This is a genomic window from Haloarcula japonica DSM 6131 (assembly GCF_000336635.1).
Taxonomy (GTDB): domain Archaea; phylum Halobacteriota; class Halobacteria; order Halobacteriales; family Haloarculaceae; genus Haloarcula; species Haloarcula japonica.
Map to the genome: position 1 here is coordinate 499,341 of NZ_AOLY01000037.1, position 18,051 is coordinate 517,391.

22 protein-coding genes are annotated in these 18,051 nt (G+C 62.7%); 8 read left to right on the top strand and 14 right to left on the bottom strand.

The window, feature by feature from the left end; translation table 11 throughout:
- Positions 1 to 76 precede the first annotated feature (76 nt).
- Genes C444_RS13770 through cofD form a run of 4 tightly spaced genes read right to left on the bottom strand, consistent with a single transcriptional unit; the run spans position 77 to position 3,274 of the window.
- On the bottom strand, positions 77 to 703 hold the full coding sequence (locus C444_RS13770; protein ID WP_004593567.1) for a DUF447 domain-containing protein: 627 nt from the start codon (positions 701 to 703) through the stop codon (positions 77 to 79).
- Positions 700 to 1,563 (bottom strand): triphosphoribosyl-dephospho-CoA synthase, encoded by an 864-nt coding sequence (locus C444_RS13775; protein WP_004593568.1) that lies wholly within the window; start codon positions 1,561 to 1,563, stop codon positions 700 to 702. Before C444_RS13775 ends, C444_RS13770 begins: the two co-directional genes overlap by 4 nt.
- Positions 1,536 to 2,282 carry a tRNA-dihydrouridine synthase gene (locus C444_RS13780; RefSeq protein WP_004593569.1) on the bottom strand — a complete coding sequence of 249 codons (747 nt, stop codon included), beginning with the start codon at positions 2,280 to 2,282 and terminating at the stop codon, positions 1,536 to 1,538. The genes C444_RS13775 and C444_RS13780 overlap by 28 nt, the downstream gene beginning before the upstream one ends.
- Entirely contained in the window at positions 2,282 to 3,274 is a 993-nt protein-coding gene (cofD, locus tag C444_RS13785) for a 2-phospho-L-lactate transferase (protein ID WP_004593570.1), read from the bottom strand. Before cofD ends, C444_RS13780 begins: the two co-directional genes overlap by 1 nt.
- 161 nt (positions 3,275 to 3,435) lie before the next feature.
- On the opposite strand from cofD, the gene C444_RS13790 reads away from it, so the two are divergent.
- Entirely contained in the window at positions 3,436 to 3,975 is a 540-nt protein-coding gene (locus C444_RS13790) for a protein-tyrosine phosphatase family protein (RefSeq protein WP_004593571.1), read from the top strand.
- Positions 3,976 to 3,991: 16 nt separating this feature from the next.
- Here C444_RS13790 and C444_RS13795 read toward each other — a convergent pair whose 3' ends face one another.
- The 5 genes from C444_RS13795 to C444_RS13815 form a co-directional block, all read right to left on the bottom strand.
- A complete protein-coding gene (locus tag C444_RS13795; protein WP_004593572.1) occupies positions 3,992 to 4,732 on the bottom strand; it encodes an ABC transporter permease in 741 nt (246 codons plus the stop codon).
- Positions 4,729 to 5,670: an ABC transporter ATP-binding protein gene (locus C444_RS13800; protein ID WP_004593573.1), complete on the bottom strand. Its 942-nt coding sequence runs from the start codon at positions 5,668 to 5,670 to the stop codon at positions 4,729 to 4,731. Before C444_RS13800 ends, C444_RS13795 begins: the two co-directional genes overlap by 4 nt.
- A 271-nt stretch (positions 5,671 to 5,941) precedes the next feature.
- The gene (locus tag C444_RS13805) at positions 5,942 to 6,181 is read right to left on the bottom strand and encodes a SelT/SelW/SelH family protein (protein WP_004593575.1); all 240 of its coding nucleotides are present in this window, start codon (positions 6,179 to 6,181) and stop codon (positions 5,942 to 5,944) included.
- 31 nt (positions 6,182 to 6,212) lie between these two features.
- Positions 6,213 to 6,914 (bottom strand): DUF7546 family protein, encoded by a 702-nt coding sequence (locus C444_RS13810; RefSeq protein ID WP_004593576.1) that lies wholly within the window; start codon positions 6,912 to 6,914, stop codon positions 6,213 to 6,215.
- Entirely contained in the window at positions 6,911 to 8,299 is a 1,389-nt protein-coding gene (locus C444_RS13815; protein WP_004593577.1) for a heme o synthase, read from the bottom strand. The genes C444_RS13810 and C444_RS13815 overlap by 4 nt, the downstream gene beginning before the upstream one ends.
- Before the next feature lie 142 nt (positions 8,300 to 8,441).
- On the opposite strand from C444_RS13815, the gene coxB reads away from it, so the two are divergent.
- Positions 8,442 to 9,206, top strand: a complete 765-nt coding sequence (coxB, locus tag C444_RS13820; RefSeq protein WP_004593578.1) for a cytochrome c oxidase subunit II — start codon at positions 8,442 to 8,444, stop codon at positions 9,204 to 9,206.
- A gap of 873 nt (positions 9,207 to 10,079) precedes the next feature.
- Here the strand turns inward: coxB and C444_RS13830 are convergent.
- Entirely contained in the window at positions 10,080 to 10,853 is a 774-nt protein-coding gene (locus C444_RS13830; protein WP_004593580.1) for a CAP domain-containing protein, read from the bottom strand.
- Between the two features lie 122 nt (positions 10,854 to 10,975).
- Between C444_RS13830 and srp19 the strand changes: the two genes are divergently transcribed.
- The 3 genes from srp19 to C444_RS13845 all read left to right on the top strand — a co-directional run bounded on the left by srp19 (position 10,976) and on the right by C444_RS13845 (position 12,666).
- Positions 10,976 to 11,254: a signal recognition particle subunit SRP19 gene (gene srp19 / locus C444_RS13835; RefSeq protein WP_004593581.1), complete on the top strand. Its 279-nt coding sequence runs from the start codon at positions 10,976 to 10,978 to the stop codon at positions 11,252 to 11,254.
- Entirely contained in the window at positions 11,251 to 11,478 is a 228-nt protein-coding gene (locus tag C444_RS13840; RefSeq protein ID WP_004593582.1) for an H/ACA ribonucleoprotein complex subunit GAR1, read from the top strand. Before srp19 ends, C444_RS13840 begins: the two co-directional genes overlap by 4 nt.
- A 75-nt stretch (positions 11,479 to 11,553) precedes the next feature.
- On the top strand, positions 11,554 to 12,666 hold the full coding sequence (locus C444_RS13845; RefSeq protein ID WP_004593583.1) for a presenilin family intramembrane aspartyl protease PSH: 1,113 nt from the start codon (positions 11,554 to 11,556) through the stop codon (positions 12,664 to 12,666).
- Between the two features lie 17 nt (positions 12,667 to 12,683).
- Here the strand turns inward: C444_RS13845 and C444_RS13850 are convergent, their stop codons facing one another.
- Together C444_RS13850 and C444_RS13855 are read right to left on the bottom strand one after the other, a co-directional pair.
- Positions 12,684 to 13,691: an ornithine cyclodeaminase family protein gene (locus C444_RS13850; protein WP_004593584.1), complete on the bottom strand. Its 1,008-nt coding sequence runs from the start codon at positions 13,689 to 13,691 to the stop codon at positions 12,684 to 12,686.
- Between the two features lie 115 nt (positions 13,692 to 13,806).
- Positions 13,807 to 14,040: a hypothetical protein gene (locus C444_RS13855; protein ID WP_004593585.1), complete on the bottom strand. Its 234-nt coding sequence runs from the start codon at positions 14,038 to 14,040 to the stop codon at positions 13,807 to 13,809.
- 476 nt (positions 14,041 to 14,516) lie between these two features.
- Between C444_RS13855 and C444_RS22390 the strand changes: the two genes are divergently transcribed.
- The gene (locus C444_RS22390; protein WP_004518770.1) at positions 14,517 to 14,684 is read left to right on the top strand and encodes a DUF7331 family protein; all 168 of its coding nucleotides are present in this window, start codon (positions 14,517 to 14,519) and stop codon (positions 14,682 to 14,684) included.
- A 36-nt stretch (positions 14,685 to 14,720) separates the two neighbouring features.
- Here the strand turns inward: C444_RS22390 and C444_RS13860 are convergent, their stop codons facing one another.
- Positions 14,721 to 15,134 carry a DUF3054 domain-containing protein gene (locus tag C444_RS13860; protein ID WP_004593586.1) on the bottom strand — a complete coding sequence of 138 codons (414 nt, stop codon included), beginning with the start codon at positions 15,132 to 15,134 and terminating at the stop codon, positions 14,721 to 14,723.
- Between the two features lie 110 nt (positions 15,135 to 15,244).
- On the opposite strand from C444_RS13860, the gene C444_RS13865 reads away from it, so the two are divergent.
- Both C444_RS13865 and fen read left to right on the top strand, forming a co-directional pair.
- On the top strand, positions 15,245 to 15,793 hold the full coding sequence (locus C444_RS13865; RefSeq protein ID WP_004593587.1) for a GNAT family N-acetyltransferase: 549 nt from the start codon (positions 15,245 to 15,247) through the stop codon (positions 15,791 to 15,793).
- 79 nt (positions 15,794 to 15,872) lie between these two features.
- Positions 15,873 to 16,853: a flap endonuclease-1 gene (fen, locus tag C444_RS13870; RefSeq protein ID WP_004593588.1), complete on the top strand. Its 981-nt coding sequence runs from the start codon at positions 15,873 to 15,875 to the stop codon at positions 16,851 to 16,853.
- A 57-nt stretch (positions 16,854 to 16,910) separates the two neighbouring features.
- On the opposite strand, the gene C444_RS13875 is transcribed toward fen, so the two are convergent.
- On the bottom strand, positions 16,911 to 18,050 hold the full coding sequence (locus C444_RS13875) for an ABC transporter ATP-binding protein (RefSeq protein WP_004593589.1): 1,140 nt from the start codon (positions 18,048 to 18,050) through the stop codon (positions 16,911 to 16,913).
- Position 18,051: the final 1 nt, after the last annotated feature.

The following is an 18,051-nucleotide window of genomic DNA, read 5'->3' on the forward strand; positions in this document are numbered from 1 at the left end:
GGTTTCGCGGGAGTGCGACACAGCCTGTCACCGACTGCGGTGTGTCGCCTGTTCGCTCTAATTCTGTACGGAGTCCCTACCACTCGGCGTCGATCAGGTCACGTATGCGCTCGAACGCGACTCGCTCGCGTTCGCCGCCAGCCGTCTCGACCACGGACTCGAAGTACGCGAGGCGGTCCAGCAACATCTCGCGGTCATAGCTCGGCACGTCCAGCCGCGAGGCCGCGACCGTCGCCTCGACGACGGCGGCGTGGCCGCGGTTCGTCGTCGGTACCACGCGCCGCTCGACGGTGCTGTCGACGGGGCGCAGCGCCCACTCGACCCACTGCGTGTCACCCTCCGATCCGGAGTCACGCTGTTCGATATCGACCTCTACCCAGGCGTCCGCGCTGTCGAGAATCGGCTCGTCCTCCTCCCGGACCGACAGCGCCGCCTCGGCGAAATCGACCGGGTCACGCGTGAACTGAACGTAGCCGCTGCCGCGCTCTCGGAAGTTCCGCCAGGTCCGGGTCCGGCCCCACGTCGTCGCGGTGACTGGGCCGTTGCCGTCCGGGGCATGGACCCCGAGAGCGGCGACGTTCCAGCGCTTGTTCGGCCCCAGCGTGGTGACGACCGTCTCGGTAACGCCGGCGAGGGCGACGGGCCACCCCGTCCCGGAGCCATCAGCGTCTGGCTCACTATCGTCAGCCGAACCCGCCGTCACACTTCGAGCCCCCGTTCCAGCGCGACGAACAGCGCGCCGGCGACCAGATCTGCGGTCGTTCCCGGGTTGATGTCCCGCTCGACGAATTCCTCGGCGAGCGCCGTCGCATCCTCCTCACCGTCGAGAACCTCCTGTGCCCGCTCCTGAACTTCATCTGCGGTTTCGCGGTTCTGCCGCGTGACGACGAACGTGTCCGGTTCCGCCGCGAGCAGTTCGAGAAACAGGTCTGACGCGCGGTCTGCAACTGGACCCGACCCCTCCAGTAACGTCTTGCTGGCCTCGAACACGCGCTCGAAGCCGGAGACCCACTCCGCGGCTACGCCGTCGACATCGGCACTGGACTCCATCACGTCAAACAGCGTCATCTCGCGCTCGCGGAGTTCCGGGATCGCGTCACTCCCGCGGCGGACGTCAAGCGGCTCCAGTCCGTCCGGCGGGTCGTCGATGGCCACGTCGACGTGCTCGAAGGCGCGGTAGAACGACGCCGCGTCGTCGACGGTCGTCTCACGGACCACGGTGTCCGCGCTGGCCGGTGACAGTCGCTCGTCAGCGGCCGCGGCCACTAGCGGCGTAAGAACCAGCAGGGCTCCCAGCTGGGTGTTCCCGCCCGATTGGCCTGCCATCCCCTCGACAGCGGCCTCGAACGCGGGGCCGATAGAGTCGCCGACGGCCGCGCGGTCGAGCCCTGACCGTGCCCCCACGGCACCGGCCATGAAATGCTCGAACCGGAGGTCATCGTGCTCACGCTCGCGGTCGACGTTGCCGGGCTTCGGCGTGCCGGAGACCTCCAGTAGCAGTGCCAGCTGGGCGTTCTGTGCAACAGACCGCTCGGTCACGGTGACACCTCCGAGGCGAACCACTCCGCTGTCGTTTCCCGGACCTCGTCGAGTAGCTCCGGCCTGTCGCTCGCACGACCGACACTAACGGCGTCAGCACCGTACGAGAGGTACTCTCGTGTGGTCGCCGTCCCACGAACACCGTTGTTCGCGACGACGAACAGGTCGGTAGCGTCGGCCACGTCGGCGATGACCGACTCCGAGTCCATCGCGTCCACGTGGAACACATCACCACCGGCGTCTTCGATGGCCCGTGCAACGGCCGAGAGCGAGACGCCGTCGAGTTCGGCGCGGCCCTTCACCGAGACCGTGGCCCCTGTCGACGCTGCTGCTTCCACGAACGCCGCCAGTCGGTCCGGTTCCCGGAGCAGCGATTCGCCGGCCCCCGCGGCACACATCTCGTCCTGCCGGCAGTGGGCGTTGAGCTCGATGATAGCGTCGTGATGCTGACAGACGGTGGCGGCGCGCTCGACGGGCCCGGGCGTCGCGCTTCGGACGTTGAACGCAGGACGTAGCGGTGCGTCCGCAAGCGCAGCCAACTGATCGTCGACGAACGCAACCGGGTCGTCGGGCAGGAACTCGGAGCGGTCGCGGTCCGTCATCGCTCGGGCGGCCTCACGGGTTCGTTCGTCGAGTGCGATACCGCCGAGGAACGCACACCCGATGTGGGACTCGACCGCACGGGCCCACGCCGCGTCGGCCTCGCCGCTCAGACTTGCGAGAGCAACGCGTGGCTCGAACATCAGGCCACCTCCGACAGCGCCGTCTCGACGGCACAGTTCACTCGCTCGGCGTCGGCCGCGTCGTCGAGGGTAGTGTCGGTTCGGACGACCGGGACATCGAGTGTCGTCGAATCCGCCTCATCCAGCACGAACGCGTCAGTAAAGGGGTAGGCCTCGGCCACGCCGGCAGTGCTTGGCTCAAGTCCGACGCCGGCCATCAGGTCTGCCGCTGGCCCCGAGAACACCGTGTCTTCGATGAACGGCGAGACGGCGACGACCGTTGTTTCGTGCAGTGCCTGTTCGATATCGTCGATGGCGAGCATCGGCCCGAGTGAGGTCACAGGGTTCGACGGACCGATGACAACGGTATCGTCAAGCGCGGTCAGAACGGCGTCCGTCGCGCTGGCAGCTTCGGAGCCACGGAACTCCACGTCCTCGACCGCCGGTTTTCCATTGCGTCCTACCCACCACTCCTGGAAATGCATCGGGCCGCTGGGCGTGTGAATGATGGACGCGACAGGGTCATCGCTCATCGGTAACAGTGTCCGCTCCAGCCCGAACGCGTCCGCAAGCGCCCGCGTCGCGTCTGTCAGTGAGTCCCCCTCGTCAAGCAGCGAAGTCCGCGTGACGTGGACGGCGCGGTCTCGATCACCGATGTGCATAAACTCCGCAACGCCGGAGAAGCGCCGCCAGCGGGCGATGTCTCTGCCCGCAGTCTGTGCGTCGTCGGGGAGATATCGTGGCCCGCTATCGAGTCCGGCGGCGTCGGCAAGCCGCGTCAGTTCGGTGTGTGTCTCGGCGGTATCGTCGGCGATACCCCACCATGTCTCACGGTCGAGGACTTCCCCGTCGAGGAATAAGACAGTATCCAGATCCGGACAGACGAGGTGGCCTCCCAGCTCGATATCGTCGCCAGTGTTGGCGACGACAGTCGTCGCCGCCGGCGAAAACACGTTGTCGGCACCGGCGAGGAGCTTCGGCGTTCCCGTCCCGCCGGCAAGAAACGTCACCATGTCTCGACGTAGGGGGAACTGACAGTATAAACGTGGTCACTGAAACTGGATAGGGCTGGAACGCGGTCTCACAGAGACCGACTTCTATTCGAAGAATCACAGCTGAGAACTGGGTGGGTAGAGTGAAGGGGGTCGGTAGGATAGGCAGGGTAACGGGTGCTATGCCCATCGTGAATCCACACCGCTTCGCGCCTGCAGCCTCCAACGAAGAGTACGTCTACGGCTCCTGTGCACCAGGCTGGCATACGGCCGCCACGCAGCAGGACGCTCTCGATGATTGGATCGCACACATGCAGGCACACGACATCGAGCGGATCTGCTGTCTGCTTCCCGGCCAACAGCTCGACGACGCTGGGGCCAACATCCAGCGCTATCGGGAGGCCTTCGGAGCGTCATCAGTCCGTCACGTACCGGTTCCCGACCACCGACTTATCCCTCAAGACCGCCTCCATGACGATATCCTGCCGTTCTTGGTTGATGCCTGTGAGTCAGAGGAGCGGGTCGTCGTTCACTGTCTGGCCGGTATCGGCCGCACCGGACAGGTGCTCGCCGCATGGCTGGTGTATCACTACGACTACGGCCCCGACCGTGCCATCGAGACCGTTCAAGAGATGGGTCGTGACCCCAAAGACGCTATTGAAGCGGGGAACGCAACTGAAACGGAGCTGTCCGACCTGCTGTCGTCAGTCGCACATTTATAAAAGGCCCCGTCGAGGCTCAGTCCGTCTGCGGGAGGAGTCGCGCACCGATCACAAAGCCGACCACAGCACAGGCGGTGAGAACAGCGAGCGGGCCGAGCGCATCGCCAGTGCCAGTCGTCGCCGCACGGACGCCACGCGAGAAGTACGTCAGCGGCGAGAGCCACGTCGGCAGCCACGCGGGCAGAAGTGTCTGTGGGACGAACGTTTCCGAGAGAAAGAGTAGCGGGAGCGCGAGACCGTTGCTCGCCGCGATGACACCGTCCTGTGAGTCCGCGAGACTACCTAGCATCGCACCGACGGCACAGAACAGCGCGACACCGAGGCCGACGAAGGGGAGCAGGAACACGGAGGGGTGGATTGTCGCGCCGGTCAGCCACACCATCATCCCGAGTATGAGGAGGCCGGCGATACCGATGATGACGACGTTGACGAGCGTCTGTGCCAGCAGCCATTCGATGCGGGTCAGCGGCGTCGTCGCCAGCTTCTCGAAGCGGTTGCCGTCCCGGTGCCGCGCCACTTCGCTGCCGACACGCGAGAGCGGCGTAAACAGGACGACGACGGCCAGATACCCCGGTGCGTAGAAGCTCGGTGGCTCGGTGAACAGCCCGCCACCGCCCGGCTGGGTCTGGACCAGCACGCCGAAGATAACGACGATGATGACCGGGAAGAAGAACGTGAAGAAGACGGCCGTCCGCCGGCGGAGGAAGGCCAGCGACGCCGCGCGCGTCTCCGCCGTGAGTCTGCCAAGTCGGCTCATTGGGCACCACCCGCGACCGGGTCCGTCTGCTGTGGTTCACCACGCTGGCCGACGGCCGTCCCGGTGAGTTCGAGGTACACGTCCTCTAAGTCAGGCTGTTTCCAGGTCAGGCTGTCGTACTCGATGCCCGCCTGCCCCAGTTGCTCGGTGATGTTACCGATAGACTCCGGGCGGATGCCGTAGACGACCAGCCGGCCGTTCCGGATCGCTGTCTCTGCCGGGTAGTCGATGACTGAGACGGCAGCTTCGTCGAAGGAGCCATCGACGATGAGCTGGCTGTCGCCACCGTGCTCGGCCACGAGTTGGTCCGGCGAGTCGAGTGCGATGAGCGACCCGTCTGCGAGGAGGCCGACGCGGTCCGCGAGGCGCTGGGCCTCCTCCATGTAATGTGTCGTGACGAGAATCGTCACGCCGCGGTCGGCAAGCCCCTCCAGCAATCGCCAGAGGTCACGCCGACCGGCCGGGTCGATGCCGGTCGTCGGTTCGTCCAACACGAGGAGATCCGGATCGTTGATGAGCGCCGTCGCGACACAGGTCCGGCGCTGCTGGCCGCCCGAGAGATTCTCGTAGGTCGTGCTAGCAGTATCGGCCAGCCCGACATCGTCGAGGACGGCCTCGACGTCGCGGGTATCGTCGTACAGGCCGGCATAGTATTCCAGCAGTTCCCGGGCCGTCAGCCGCTCGTGGGGTGAAAAGGACTGTGGCAACAGCCCGATTCGGTCGCGAGCGACCGCTCTGGGTGACTGGCCGAACAGCTGTACCTCGCCAGTCGCGTCCGTTGTTCCGGTCAGCGCCCGTACCAGCGTGGTCTTGCCGGCCCCGTTGGGACCGACCAGCGCGAGCACTTCGCCAGCAGTCGCCGTCAGTGAAACGCCGTCAAGTGCGACCGTCTCGCCGTAGCGCCGCCCGACATCTGACGCGACCAGTACCTCGTCCATGCGCCCTCGTCCGGTCGGGTGGCCGAAAGCAGTTCCGTTCTCACGCGGCTGTGGCTACACGTTTCGGCCACACTCCAGACAGACAGCGGGGAGCCACGGCTTGTCCGTGACGACTGGGTTCGTCTCTTCACAGTGGTCACAGAACTCAGTTTTTGTCGCCATTTGCCGAAGATGTCACAGCAAAACAATAAATAGTTTGTTGTGCGGTATGGTGTCACAAATGGGTGGCAGCTTCACCGCGGCGGTCCGCCGATGATATCACTGTGGCCTGTTACAAGACGTGGGACCGGATCTCGCGTACGATAGCGTCTACGTCGAACTCCTCGCTGGCCTCGGCTTTGTCGTAGACAGTCTCGTCGTCGACACTGATTCTGAACACGCCGTGGTCGCCCATGACTAGTCTGACGCTGTCGAGTTCCCGCTCAAGGCCGGATAAAATCGCCTGCTGGGCACGTAATGCCCGCTCGCGGAACCCACATGGAACACAGTATTCGATTTCGACAGAGCTCATATCGGCTTCTACGCCTGTCGGCCTGAAAGCTCTATGGCCGGTCGATCAGTGTTCGGAGCTGACCGACGAGTGTCACGTCGAAGCGATGGACGCCGTACAGCAGTCCGACCGAGGTGACGAACACCGCCGTCGAGAGCCCGTACGACTGAGACAGGGCCGCCTGTGACAGCGTCGCCCCGACGCCCACAAATCCGCCCAGTATCGACGCGATAATCGGGAGGACACAGGAGACACACGAAAAGAGGCCGACGACCCCGCCCACCGCACCGCCGCTTGCGTCGACGGCAGTCACGAACACCAGATACGAGAGCGCTAGGTAGCCGGCGACCTTCCAAGGAATGAGCACCACACTGAGTGTCGCACCGCTGAATACGACCGTTGGCGAGAATCCCGGTGGGGCTTGCGTGACCAGTCGGAGACCAGTCCCCTGGCCGCCCATGCCGTACACGCCGCCAACGTACCCCAACACGAGCAGATAGCCGAGAGCCATAACCGCACTGCCGACCGTCCGACGACGGCCGGTCAGTTCCGGCCGCACTCGCAGGGCAACGAAACCGGCGATGTTGAGCCAGATGAACGGGAACAGCAACAGGAACGGGTCCGTTGCGGGCTGGGCCGTGTTGACGACGTAGCCCAGAACGAGGATGAGTTCAGCGTTTAATACAGCCGCCCAGGTTACCAACGAGCGCGTGTCCGGAATTGCATCTCTGAGAGTCGGTGTCGTGGTGCTCATAGTGCCAGTGCGTCGACGACGATGGCGATCAGGACCGCCCCGAGGTAGGCGTTCGACGCGTGGAATGCCCGGAAGGCCGCCGCCTCCGTCTGTTCGCGGTGGAGCAGGATGACTGCCCAGAGGAACACCGCACCCAGCAACACCGACGTGACGGCGTACAGCCAGCCAAGCGGCGTGAGCACGCCCAGAACACCAGAGGCGATGAGCGTCGCCCCGAGATAGTAGACGATGTGCTTGCGCGTCTCCGTCTCGCCGCGGACGACCGGCATCATCGGGAAGCCGCCCGCCTCGTAGTCGTCCTTGTACGCGAGCGCGAGATTGTAGAAGTGGGCTGGCGTCCAGAGGAAGATGACGACGGCGAGGACGACACCCGGGAGGCCGACCGACCCATCGGCGGCCACCCAACCGATAAGCGCCGGTAGTGCGCCGGCGGCCCCGCCGATAACAGTGTTCTGGACGGTGTTGGGTTTCAACACGACCGTGTAGATAACGCTGTAGAACACAATCGCGGTCAGTCCGAGGACCGCTACGAGCGCGTTCACCTGCCAGAACAGCCATAGCGACGCAAGCGACAGGAGCAGGCCGAAGGCCAGCGCGTTCCGGACCGGAATCTGGTGGGTCGCGATGGGACGGTCCGAGGTCCGGTCCATCCGCTTGTCGATGTCTCGTTCGAGAACGTGGTTGAACGTCCCGGACGCGCCGATAGAGAGGACACCGCCCCCGAGCGTGAGTAGCACCGTCCGAACGGTGAGTGTCTGCCCGGCGGCGAGTGCCATCCCGGCCGCGGCGACCAGACACAGGAGCCACATCAGCCGGGGCTTCATCAGACGGAAGTACGCTGACGCGGTCTCGATGACGCGCTCGCGGGTAGAAAGCATCGGCGACCGTACCGGACTGTCGTCGGCTGGCTCCGGTGCGAGTGTCGGGTTCTTCACGGGGGATTCGTCATCACTGCCCGTCTCAGCTTCGAGATGCCACGCTAGAGCCAGCACGAACGAGCCGAAGATGCCCATCCCCAGAGCGAGGTGGGCACCGGGGAGCGCCGTCTCGGTGCTCGTCGCGACGATAGCACCGAGCGCTATCTGGATCGGGTACAGCGCGGTGCCGAGGAGGATAGCTGCCTTGACACGGCCGCGACAGTTGGATCGGAGCCCGATAACGGCCACAGCCACCACGAGGAGTCCGACGGCGGCTGCGACGAGTCGATGTCCCCAGGCGACTAACAGGGCCGTGTTCGTCACGTCGACCGGTCCGTCACACAGCGGCCATGTAGTACAGGCTGCCGCCGCATCCGTGAGCGTCGTTGTCGCGCCGGCGAGAACTAGCAAGTACACGCCGACGGCAGTCGCGGCGAGCAGCCCGGTGAAGGTCCGGCTCTCTGCCATTATTGTATCCTTCGATGCTGGCCACTTAGACCTCGCGATTCTGCTGTCTCTGTCCGGAGCTGTTCCGCTGCCCTATCGCTGCAAATCGGGAGCCTGCGGCGAAGACAGCAGTTATTTATCCCCGAAATCCTAAGCCGCATCCATGAACCGGAAACGCGCCGGTCTGGTCGCTCTGTTCGGTGCTGCGTTGCTCGCGCTCGCCGTCGAGCCGGCCGCCGCCGCACAGATTCAGGACTCGACGTCAGAGAGCCTCATCTGGGGGCTAAACATGAACCTCCTGTACGTCGCGATCCCGATTACGGTCCTCGTCGAGGGGATTCTGATCTACACCGTCTGGCGGTTCCGTAATCAGGAAGAAGCGCTTCCCACGCAGGAGAACCGCCGACTCGAAGTCACCTGGACCATCGCGACGGCGATCATTCTCCTGTTCGTCGGCGTCGCCTCCTATCAGGTGATGGCTAGCCCGTACGTCACCGCCGAGGCCGGTGACCAAGCCGCACTGCAGGAACAGGACACTGAACTCATCACCGTCGAGGCACAGCGATACGGCTGGACGTTCTACTACAACGAGTCGAGCTGGGACGGTGAAGCGGAGGTGACCACCACGACAGACCTGAAGATACCGGCCAATCAGGACGTATCCTTGCGAATTACGTCGGCTGACTGGCTACACGCGTTCCACGTTCCCGGACTTGGACTGAAATCCGACGCGTTCCCCGGCCAGTACAACCGTCTCCGGACCAACGCAGGAAACACCGGCACATACCAGCTCTACTGTGCCGAATACTGTGGCTCTGGTCACTCACAGATGCTCGGGACCGTTGAGGTCGTCCCGCAGGACGAGTACGAGGACTGGCTGGCAGAGCAGAAGAGCGGTGGCGACGACTCAGAAGGCAGCGACGAGTAGCGCGGTAACCGGCGTCTTTTTGTTTCGAGAACTGACCGCTGCGGACTATTACACTCGTCCAGCAGACCGTACTGCTGTACGATGAATGGGAGTCAGACCAAGTCGAAGCCCAGAAGAAAGCAGACACGGCCCGCCAGTCCGTTACTGAACGATCCATCTGTCAGTTACTTCGCCATCCGAACTGACTGTCAGATCCACGCTTTGGTGGCTGTTGACCGTGTCACTGAATTCCTGCTTGCCGTCGACAGAGAGCACAATTCGACAGGTCTGAGCGTCCGTATCGCGGTTAATCTGGACTGATTCCCCTGGTGGGATTGAAAGTTCCTTGTTCTGGCATGTGGCCAGTAGGACAACAGTACCCGAGAACCCACCGACGACTTGGACTTCCACGAGCTTTGATCCTTCACACATCGATGGCTAACATTCCGGTGTCGATACCGTGGAAGGCGGTGTCCCGGTTTCAGTGGCGGTTTTGCCCGGTGTTTCTGTCGCCTCCGGTGCTGGGGAGTTACTTTCGGTTGTGCCATTAGAGTCCCACTCGATGCAACCGGAGAGAGGTATGGAAAGGGCTGAGACTGAGAGGAGTTGTCGACGATTCATGATAACTGGTGAAACGGGTTGTGTAAGTGTCTTGTGAGAGGTATGACGGCTGCACCCGGCTTAGCCACAGGAGACAGTATTCGTTGAGGAGTTCTGTTGACTGATCGAGTACTGCCACCAGTGGTTTCCGAACGGGTCGCCACAGAGAGTAGCGAGGTACCAACGACACTGCTTTGGGGAAATATAGAACTTAGACAGAGGTGTGGGGCAGTGGCGGCAACCAGCGCTCGCAAACGACCCGGCTATCAGTGTATCGATACGGCCGTCCAGCCGTTAGCCGCAGATGTTGGCAGTCACGTACACGTTGCCGGTATCGGTTATCTCCACGCCGATGCCGACAAGATTGGCGTTGGGGAGCGTGAGCCGTTCGCGGTAGTCCGGCCACGCCATCCAGTCATCGACAATTTTTCTGGCGACTTCCTTGTCGGTGGCGTGGAACAGTTCCTCGCCGTTCTCCTCGTATGTCTGGCCGGCGACGGTCTTCTCAACTGCCTCGAACCGGTTTCGGTCCGGCTGCTCTATGTACTCGCCCTCTGCAGAGTCGAACGTACACCGGTCGTAGAGGCCGGTGTTTTCGTACCGGTCTTTACTGGAGACGCTGTCGATTTTGTGGATCGCATTCCCTTCGATGGCCATCTGCTTGCTGTGGTTCTTTGCCATCTCGTTGAGGTCTTCTTCTGTCCGAAGTCCTGATTCGAATGGGGAGACACCTGCGGCCTCGCGTTCCTCGTTGAGGAACTGCCGGACGTATTTCGAGACGTTCTGTTCGTTGAACTCCCGCGCCGGTATCGACTCCTGCTGTGGGGTCGCTGTCTCGCCCACTGCCTCGTTTGGTTCCGCCGTTGGTGCTGGCGTCGTACTGGTGCCTGCTGTCGCCGTCGCCGTTGAACTACCGCCATCACCGCCGCCGTCGTCGCTCTGTGAATCGGCTGTCTGTGTCGGCGTATCCGCTGTCCCGCCAGCGAACTGTGCTCCGATAAGGACTCCCGTCCCTAAAACCACAAGGAGCACCACAGCGGCGACAGCGAGTAACCCTTTCTTTACCATATGCCACGGATAGATTACAGAGGTATGTAAGCTTGATTCTTCATATATTTAATCTAATTATCATTTCATCTACCGTCGGCGGTGACGATAACCCATATATGCCACGGGCGGCCACTGCCGGTATGGTCGAGAACGTTATCTGGCCGGCGGCACTTGACGCCAACCGTTCGCGCAGCGACGGGCGTCGCGTGTCACTGGATCTGGCCGTCGAGGACCCGACTGTCGACGAAATCGCCAAAGCCGTCCAGCAGGTCGGTTACGACGCAGTCATCGAGCGGGACAAGACGTATCCGCGCGAGTACGAAGCCCGCGGGCGAGTCGTCGTCAAGGACGCGGACGATGCGACGAAAAGCGACCTGCTCGGGGCTGTGGCGGCCTACATGCAGGCGCTACGTGAATGAAACGCATCGGCACTGTCTCGCGGGTCGCACAGGGACTGGCCGTCGTCCGGGCACCCGACGACGAGTACGCGTCCGTGGGAACTGACGTGGTCGACGAGGAACTCCAGACGGTCGGCTCCGTCGTCGACGTGTTCGGTCCGGTCGAACGCCCGTACCTCGCAGTCTCACCGAACGCCAGCGTACACCTCCCGACGCTGGTCGGCACGGTCCTGTACGCGCGGTAACAGTCCTCTAGTCCGTCGACGTCTGTCCACACCTGCTTCGTAACGCTCAAACCGGTTCCTGCAGGACGTGTGTGTATGGAGCGACGGTGGCGAATCCTCGGCGGTTGTGGCCTTATCGCTGGTATCTTCCTGTTCGTTCAACTCGGCGCGCTGGCGCTGGTCCAGCCCTTCGAATCGGCTGGCTACCAGGCCGTCGAGGACCCGTCTGACCCCACGAACAGCCTCATGTACATCGGGGCAATTCTGGTCGCGACGGCAGTTATGTTGCTTGCCTTCCGCTACAATGTCGACCAGCTCATCCGCGGGCTCATCGTCTTCTCGTCGGCCTGGCTCTCTCTGTACGTGTTTCAGGTGCTGGTGCCGCCGGTGTTCACGTACGCCGGCCTCAACGTCGTCGCCGTCCTGTTAGCGCTGGGTCTGGGAACGGCGCTGCTGGTCTATCCCGAGTGGTACGTCATCGACAGCGCCGGTGCCGTGATGGGGGCTGCCGCCGCCGGTCTGTTCGGTATCAGTTTCGGAGTGTTGCCAGCGCTCGTCCTGTTGACTGTCCTGGCCGTGTACGATGCGATCAGCGTCTACGGAACTGAGCACATGCTCACGCTGGCATCGGGCGTCATGGACCTCAAGGTCCCTGTCGTCCTCGTGATCCCGATGACGCTGTCGTACTCCTATCTCGACGCAACAGCGCCGGATCCAACGGCGGAATCCGAGGAAAGCGACGAATCGGCGGCGGCGAACGACGCGGCCGAGGGGCCGGCGACCACAGCAACCGGGACTGACGCGGACGGTCCGGCGGTTGCGGATGGGAGCCAGCCGGCGGACCGTCCCGACGAAGCGACAGAGACTGGCGACACAGACGAAAGTGCTGACGTTCATGCCGACCCGCTAGAGCGCGATGCGCTGTTTATCGGTCTCGGTGACGCCATCATCCCGTCGATACTCGTCGCCAGCGCCGCGTTCTTCGCTTCAGCGGACGTACTGTCGGTGTTCGGCGTCCCGTTGCCGGCGCTGACCGCGATGATCGGGTCCTACGTCGGCCTGACGATACTGCTGTGGATGGTGCTGAAGGGGCGCGCACACGCAGGACTCCCGCTCTTGAACGGTGGAACTATCGCCGGCTACATCATTGGCGCGCTTGCCGCGGGTATCAGTCTGGTCGACGCCCTCGGTCTCGGCCCGTACCTCTGAATAGGTTCTCGCAACAGCTATCGGCCGGTCAGGGCCTTGCTCGCGGGCGCGAAATCGATCTCCTCCCCCCGGCCCTCGGCCTTCGCCCGCTCGTACAGCATATGGCCCGCAGCGACGGTTTCGATAGCCGTCCCGCCGGAGTCGAAGACTGTAATTTCCTCTGGAGACTGCCGCCCGGGCGCGTTGCCGGCGACGATATCACCTAGCTCGGCGTGGACGTGGTCCTCGTCGATGACGCCTGCATCGAGGGCGTTGATGAACGACCCGGCGTCCTGTGTCACCCGCTCGCGCAGGTCCGGGACGTACGTGGCGCGTTCGATTGTCGTTGCATCCAGTTCGTTCTTCTCGGGGTGGTACTGGCCCATCGCAGTCACGTGGGTTCCCGGTTCGAGCAGGTCGCCGTCGAACACCGGTTCGCTCGCACTGGTCGCCGTGATAACGACGTCGGCCCCCTCAATTGCTGCGGCCGGGGACGCGACGGCAGCCACTGTCGGGTCCAGCGCGTCGTTCATCTCCGCGGCGAAGGACTCCCGGTTACTGGCCGTCGGCGAATACACCTCAATGCGATCGAAATCACGGACCGTTGCCGTCGCACGGACCTGGCCGCGGGCCTGTGCGCCACTGCCGATAATTGCGAGGTCGCTGGCGTCACGGCGGGCCAGTGCGTCGACACCGACCGCCCCGGCCGCGCCGGTCTTGTGCGGGTTCATACTCGCACCATCGAGGACAGCGAGCGGGTCGCCGCTGTCGGCGTCGAATATCGGGAGCGTGAAGTGTGCGTCTCGCCCGCTGAAACCGGCCGCGTAGGTGTACCCGCCCATCGCACCGGTGTCGGGGAGAATCGCGAGATAGCCCGTCAACATGCCGGCGGGCTCGTCCGAGAACAGCGTTGTTCTGGGAGTCGCCGGGGCACCCTCACCACGCTGGCGATATCCCTCTCTGACGGCGTCGACGTATTCAGTGGGTTCAGCGAGGTCAGCTACTTCGTCGCTCTGCAGGAACAGCGCTGTCGCATCTGTCGTCATACTCCGTCGTTTGGGCGAGTGACTCTTATACTGCCCGGCAGTGCTAATCTGTTCAATCGGATACCGGTCACTGGATATCTATCGAAAACAGGAGAGTAGACGGGTGGGACAGGGCTCAGTCCGCTGTCTGTAGCGGGTCCGACTGGGCGCTCTGCTTGGTCGGCGTGTCGTTCGGAACCGGGTCGACGGGAGCACGGACGAACATTGCGTGGCCGATGAGGCCGACTGTTACGACAGAAGCCATCGGAATCGCCGTCGTCAGTTCGAAGCCGACAACGAACAGAGAGGCGGTGATGCCGGCCATGGCGAGCGGAATGAGTCCAAGAATGATGTCGTAATATCCCGTCATAAGTATGAATTATTCTACGGTAGTGGGGTATATGAATGTTTCCCTAAAATACGAGATAATACACGCAATGGCCCCTGCAAATTTACTCAGTACCCGCTGGGTAACAATCTCATAAGTTATGAGTTGGATAGCGGGGAAAAGTTTATATGCTCCCATTACTGTGAGTGGTTCACAATATAAGGACAGGGACAGCCTGTTATTGCTGGCCCGCAGCCGTACGCAGGATATTGGAATTCACCACAAAGCTGGAATTCAGTGTTCACCAACCGTATAGGGTAGCTGCTGTAACGGTTATCCAGTTCTGGGGATAAAACCCACCTACGCACCTGTTTTCAGAATTTGAGAACTAGATTAGAGGATTCGTGGTGTCGTAAGGGTGCCTATTTTCTCCGATGATAACTGGGTCCATGTGCTTATTACGTACGCCAGGATACGTTGAGCCGGAGAAAAACGGAACACCGATTCCAAACGAGACAATGAGCACGAACGCAACGGACAACACGACGGACGCCGCGACCGACGATCAAGAACGACGATACGCCGAACTGAACATCGGGGACGAGGAGTTCGTAATTTACGACCGGGAGAACCACCAAGCATGGATTCAGTCGACAGAGTCGCTCGAAGTCGCCGACCTGCGATAGTCCGTCACCGGCACGATATCTCTGCTACAGGCCGCCCTATTTTGCGACTGCAATCGCACCCCGCCAGAGCAACAGCAGCGTACCACCGACGAACACCGATACGACTGCGAATGTCAGCGCCGCACTACCGGGGAACACCGCCGTTGATCGGAGTCCCTGCGCGATTCCAACTGCCAGTACCCACCCCACGATAGTGCGCCCGAGAGCCGCTCGAACTGTTCCGGTCGCAGCGGCGGTGTACAGCCCCCCGAGTCCCGCGACGAGGAGCCAGCCGAGATAAAAGGGGGTCAGCGTTCCGGCGAACCGACCCGGGTTGAGTATCGGATTGATACCGTGGGTCAACTCCCCAATACCGACGAACAAAGCAATCGCCAGCAGGTCACCGACAGCGACCAGCGCCGTCCGTGCGGACAGTTCGATACGACCGTTCCCCACCGTCGAGACGCTCATACAGACAGTTCCGGCTCCGGACACTTCGCTCTCCCGGATTCGGCGACAGCGATTGGTGCCTTAGAATAGGGACCAGCACTGATTACAGTGGTGGCCCGTTCAGTTGGACTATGGAGTTCACGCTGCTCGGCTGGCCCGAGGACGGCCACCGGCTCCGGCTGGACCATGAGCAGTTCGCGTACGCGGGCAAGTTCGTGATGACCTCGACCGGGAAGGCTGTCATCGGAGACGACGGGGTCGTGGCCGCGGCTGCGTTCGACGCTGACCGGACAGACTCGGACACACTCTGTGTCCGGTATATCACCGTTCGGCAGGACCGTCAGGGCGACCGGCTCGGTGCCCGTCTCCTTCGATTCGTCCGGGAGCGGGCCACAGACCGGGGCTTCAAACACGTGTCCATCGGTGTCAACAATCCGTTTTCGTATCAGGCCGCCTACCGGGCCGGATTCTGCTTCAGCGGCGCGGAGTCTGGGATGGCCGAACTCGACCTCGTCTGGCCGGGCGACCGCAGCACCGACCGGTATCAGGCCGGGCTGGACCTGTTTCGCGAGCGCGACCTCTCGCCAAAGGAGGAATCGTTCCTCGCGGCGAAAGGCGACGCCGACCCCCCGTCGGTCCTCGACGACTGGGCCGAACAGCCGCCCACGCCGACCGGCTGACAAGGGGCCCGAAACAATCCTGACAGCGTGGCGCGCCGTCTCCGGGGGATTCAAACCGCTGTCGGCCAAAGGCCTGCCAATGGGAAACGCTGATTTACGGTCGCTCGCGGCGCTGTCGGACGTGTCGTTCGACGAGCTCGGCGGGAGCGTCGTCGCCGTGGACGCCCACAACTGGCTCTATCGCTACCTGACGACGACGGTGAAGTTCACCAGTGAATCGAAGTACACCACGGATGACGGCGAGGAGGTGGCGAACCTCATCGGCGTCGTCCAAGGGCTGCCGAAGTTCTTCGAACACGACATGACGCCGGTGTTCGTCTTCGACGGCGCGGTCACAGACCTGAAAGACGACGAGGTCGAGAAGCGCCGCGAGCAACGCGAGAAATACGAGTCCGAACTGGAGGAAGCCCGGGAAGCGGGCGACAGCACCCGCGTCGCCAAACTCGACTCCCGCACGCAGCGTCTTACCGACACCATCGTCGACACCACGCGGGACCTGCTGGAACTGCTCGACGTGCCTATCGTCGACGCCCCGGCAGAAGGCGAGGGGCAGGCATCGGTGATGGCCCGGCGGGGCGACGTGGACTACGTCGGGACCGAGGACTACGACGCACTGCTGTTCGGCGCACCGATGACGCTCCGCCAGATCACGTCGAAGGGCGACCCCGAACTGATGGACTTCGAGGCCACGCTTGAGCGGCACGACCTCACCTGGGAGCAACTGGTCGACGCGGCGATTCTGATGGGAACTGACTTCAACGAGGGCATCTCCGGTATCGGCCCGAAGACCGCCGTCAAGGAACTCCACGAGCACGGCGACCTCTACACCGTTCTCGAAGCCCGAAACGAACACATCGACCACGCCGACCGCATCCGGAACCTGTTTCTGGACCCGGCAGTGACCGACGACTACGAGATCCCCGACAGCATCGAGCCGGATCTCGATGCCGCCCGAGCGTTCGTCACCGATCAATGGGAAGTCGACGCCGACGAAGTCGCTCGCGGGTTCGAACGCATTGATGACTCAGTCGTCCAGACCGGACTCGACCGCTGGGCGTGACAGCAGACGCTCACGAGCGACCAACAGCAGAGTAAGGACAGCCACGACGGTTTCAGCTCAGACGACAGATTCGACCGTTTCGATCTCGTCGAGCGTACGGTTCCGGATGGCCTGGCCGCTGTTCGTGTCGAAGAGGTGGATGGCATTTTCGGGGAACCGGACTTTGACGCGCTGGCCAGCTTTGAGCTGTTTCATCCCACCGACTGTCGCGATGAACTGGTCGTCCATCGACTCGTTGAACTGCAGGTGGGCCGTGTTCTCGTTCCCGCGTGGCTCGACGACGTGGACAGTCGAATCGAACACGTTCGAACCGGTATCACTCTGGACGAACTCGATGTCTTCGGGTCTGATGCCGAGGGTAATGTCGGTCGTCCCCTCGACTTGGGCGACCGTCTCGTCGCTGAGTTCGTACTCGAACCACTCGCCCTTGAGCGTCGACCCCTCCAGCGTCGTCGGGAAGAAGTTCATCGACGGTTCACCGATGAAGCCGGCGACGAAGAGGTTATTCGGTTCGTGGTAGCACTCCAGGGGCGTCGCGCATTGTTGGAGGACGCCGTCGTTGAGGATCGCGATGCGGTCGCTCATCGTCATCGCCTCCGTCTGGTCGTGGGTGACGTACACCGTCGTGACGTCGAGGTCCTGCTGGAGCTCCTGAAGTTCGGTCCGCATCTCGGCTTTGAGCTTCGCGTCCAGGTTCGCCAGCGGCTCGTCCATCAGGAACACTTCGGGGTCCCGGACGATAGCGCGGCCCAGCGCCACGCGCTGTTGCTGCCCGCCGGAGAGCTCCCCGGGCTTGCGGTCGATGAGTTCGAAGATATCCATATCCTTACACGCCTTCTCGACACGCTCGTTGATTTCGTCGTCGGGCATGTCGGTCGATTCCTCCAGCCCGAAGGCCATGTTCTCCCGCACGGTCATGTGCGGGTACAGGGCGTAGGACTGGAACACCATGGCCACGTTCCGACGGGCCGGCGGCTGGTCGTTGATGATCTGGCCGTCCAGTCGGATTTCGCCGCGCGTGATATCTTCGAGCCCGGCAATCATCCGCAGCGTAGTCGATTTCCCACAGCCCGATGGGCCGACGACACAGAGGAACTCGCCGTCCTCGATGTCGACCGATACCTGATCGACCGCCACGATTTCGCCGTCGTCGTCTTGGAACGTCTTCGTTACCTCGTCCAGTGTAAGTTGTGCCATT

Bases quoted from the DNA above. Each gene is read 5' to 3' on its own strand.
- C444_RS13780 (WP_004593569.1), bottom strand. From the start codon at position 2,282: ATGTTCGAGCCACGCGTTGCTCTCGCAAGTCTGAGCGGCGAGGCCGAC.
- cofD (WP_004593570.1), bottom strand. From the start codon at position 3,274: ATGGTGACGTTTCTTGCCGGCGGGACGGGAACGCCGAAGCTCCTCGCC.
- C444_RS13790 (WP_004593571.1), top strand. From the start codon at position 3,436: ATGCCCATCGTGAATCCACACCGCTTCGCGCCTGCAGCCTCCAACGAA.
- C444_RS13795 (WP_004593572.1), bottom strand. From the start codon at position 4,732: ATGAGCCGACTTGGCAGACTCACGGCGGAGACGCGCGCGGCGTCGCTG.
- C444_RS13800 (WP_004593573.1), bottom strand. From the start codon at position 5,670: ATGGACGAGGTACTGGTCGCGTCAGATGTCGGGCGGCGCTACGGCGAG.
- C444_RS13805 (WP_004593575.1), bottom strand. From the start codon at position 6,181: ATGAGCTCTGTCGAAATCGAATACTGTGTTCCATGTGGGTTCCGCGAG.
- C444_RS13810 (WP_004593576.1), bottom strand. From the start codon at position 6,914: ATGAGCACCACGACACCGACTCTCAGAGATGCAATTCCGGACACGCGC.
- C444_RS13815 (WP_004593577.1), bottom strand. From the start codon at position 8,299: ATGGCAGAGAGCCGGACCTTCACCGGGCTGCTCGCCGCGACTGCCGTC.
- coxB (WP_004593578.1), top strand. From the start codon at position 8,442: ATGAACCGGAAACGCGCCGGTCTGGTCGCTCTGTTCGGTGCTGCGTTG.
- C444_RS13830 (WP_004593580.1), bottom strand. From the start codon at position 10,853: ATGGTAAAGAAAGGGTTACTCGCTGTCGCCGCTGTGGTGCTCCTTGTG.
- srp19 (WP_004593581.1), top strand. From the start codon at position 10,976: ATGGTCGAGAACGTTATCTGGCCGGCGGCACTTGACGCCAACCGTTCG.
- C444_RS13840 (WP_004593582.1), top strand. From the start codon at position 11,251: ATGAAACGCATCGGCACTGTCTCGCGGGTCGCACAGGGACTGGCCGTC.
- C444_RS13845 (WP_004593583.1), top strand. From the start codon at position 11,554: ATGGAGCGACGGTGGCGAATCCTCGGCGGTTGTGGCCTTATCGCTGGT.
- C444_RS13850 (WP_004593584.1), bottom strand. From the start codon at position 13,691: ATGACGACAGATGCGACAGCGCTGTTCCTGCAGAGCGACGAAGTAGCT.
- C444_RS13855 (WP_004593585.1), bottom strand. From the start codon at position 14,040: ATGACGGGATATTACGACATCATTCTTGGACTCATTCCGCTCGCCATG.
- C444_RS22390 (WP_004518770.1), top strand. From the start codon at position 14,517: ATGAGCACGAACGCAACGGACAACACGACGGACGCCGCGACCGACGAT.
- C444_RS13860 (WP_004593586.1), bottom strand. From the start codon at position 15,134: ATGAGCGTCTCGACGGTGGGGAACGGTCGTATCGAACTGTCCGCACGG.
- C444_RS13865 (WP_004593587.1), top strand. From the start codon at position 15,245: ATGGAGTTCACGCTGCTCGGCTGGCCCGAGGACGGCCACCGGCTCCGG.
- fen (WP_004593588.1), top strand. From the start codon at position 15,873: ATGGGAAACGCTGATTTACGGTCGCTCGCGGCGCTGTCGGACGTGTCG.
- C444_RS13875 (WP_004593589.1), bottom strand. From the start codon at position 18,050: ATGGCACAACTTACACTGGACGAGGTAACGAAGACGTTCCAAGACGAC.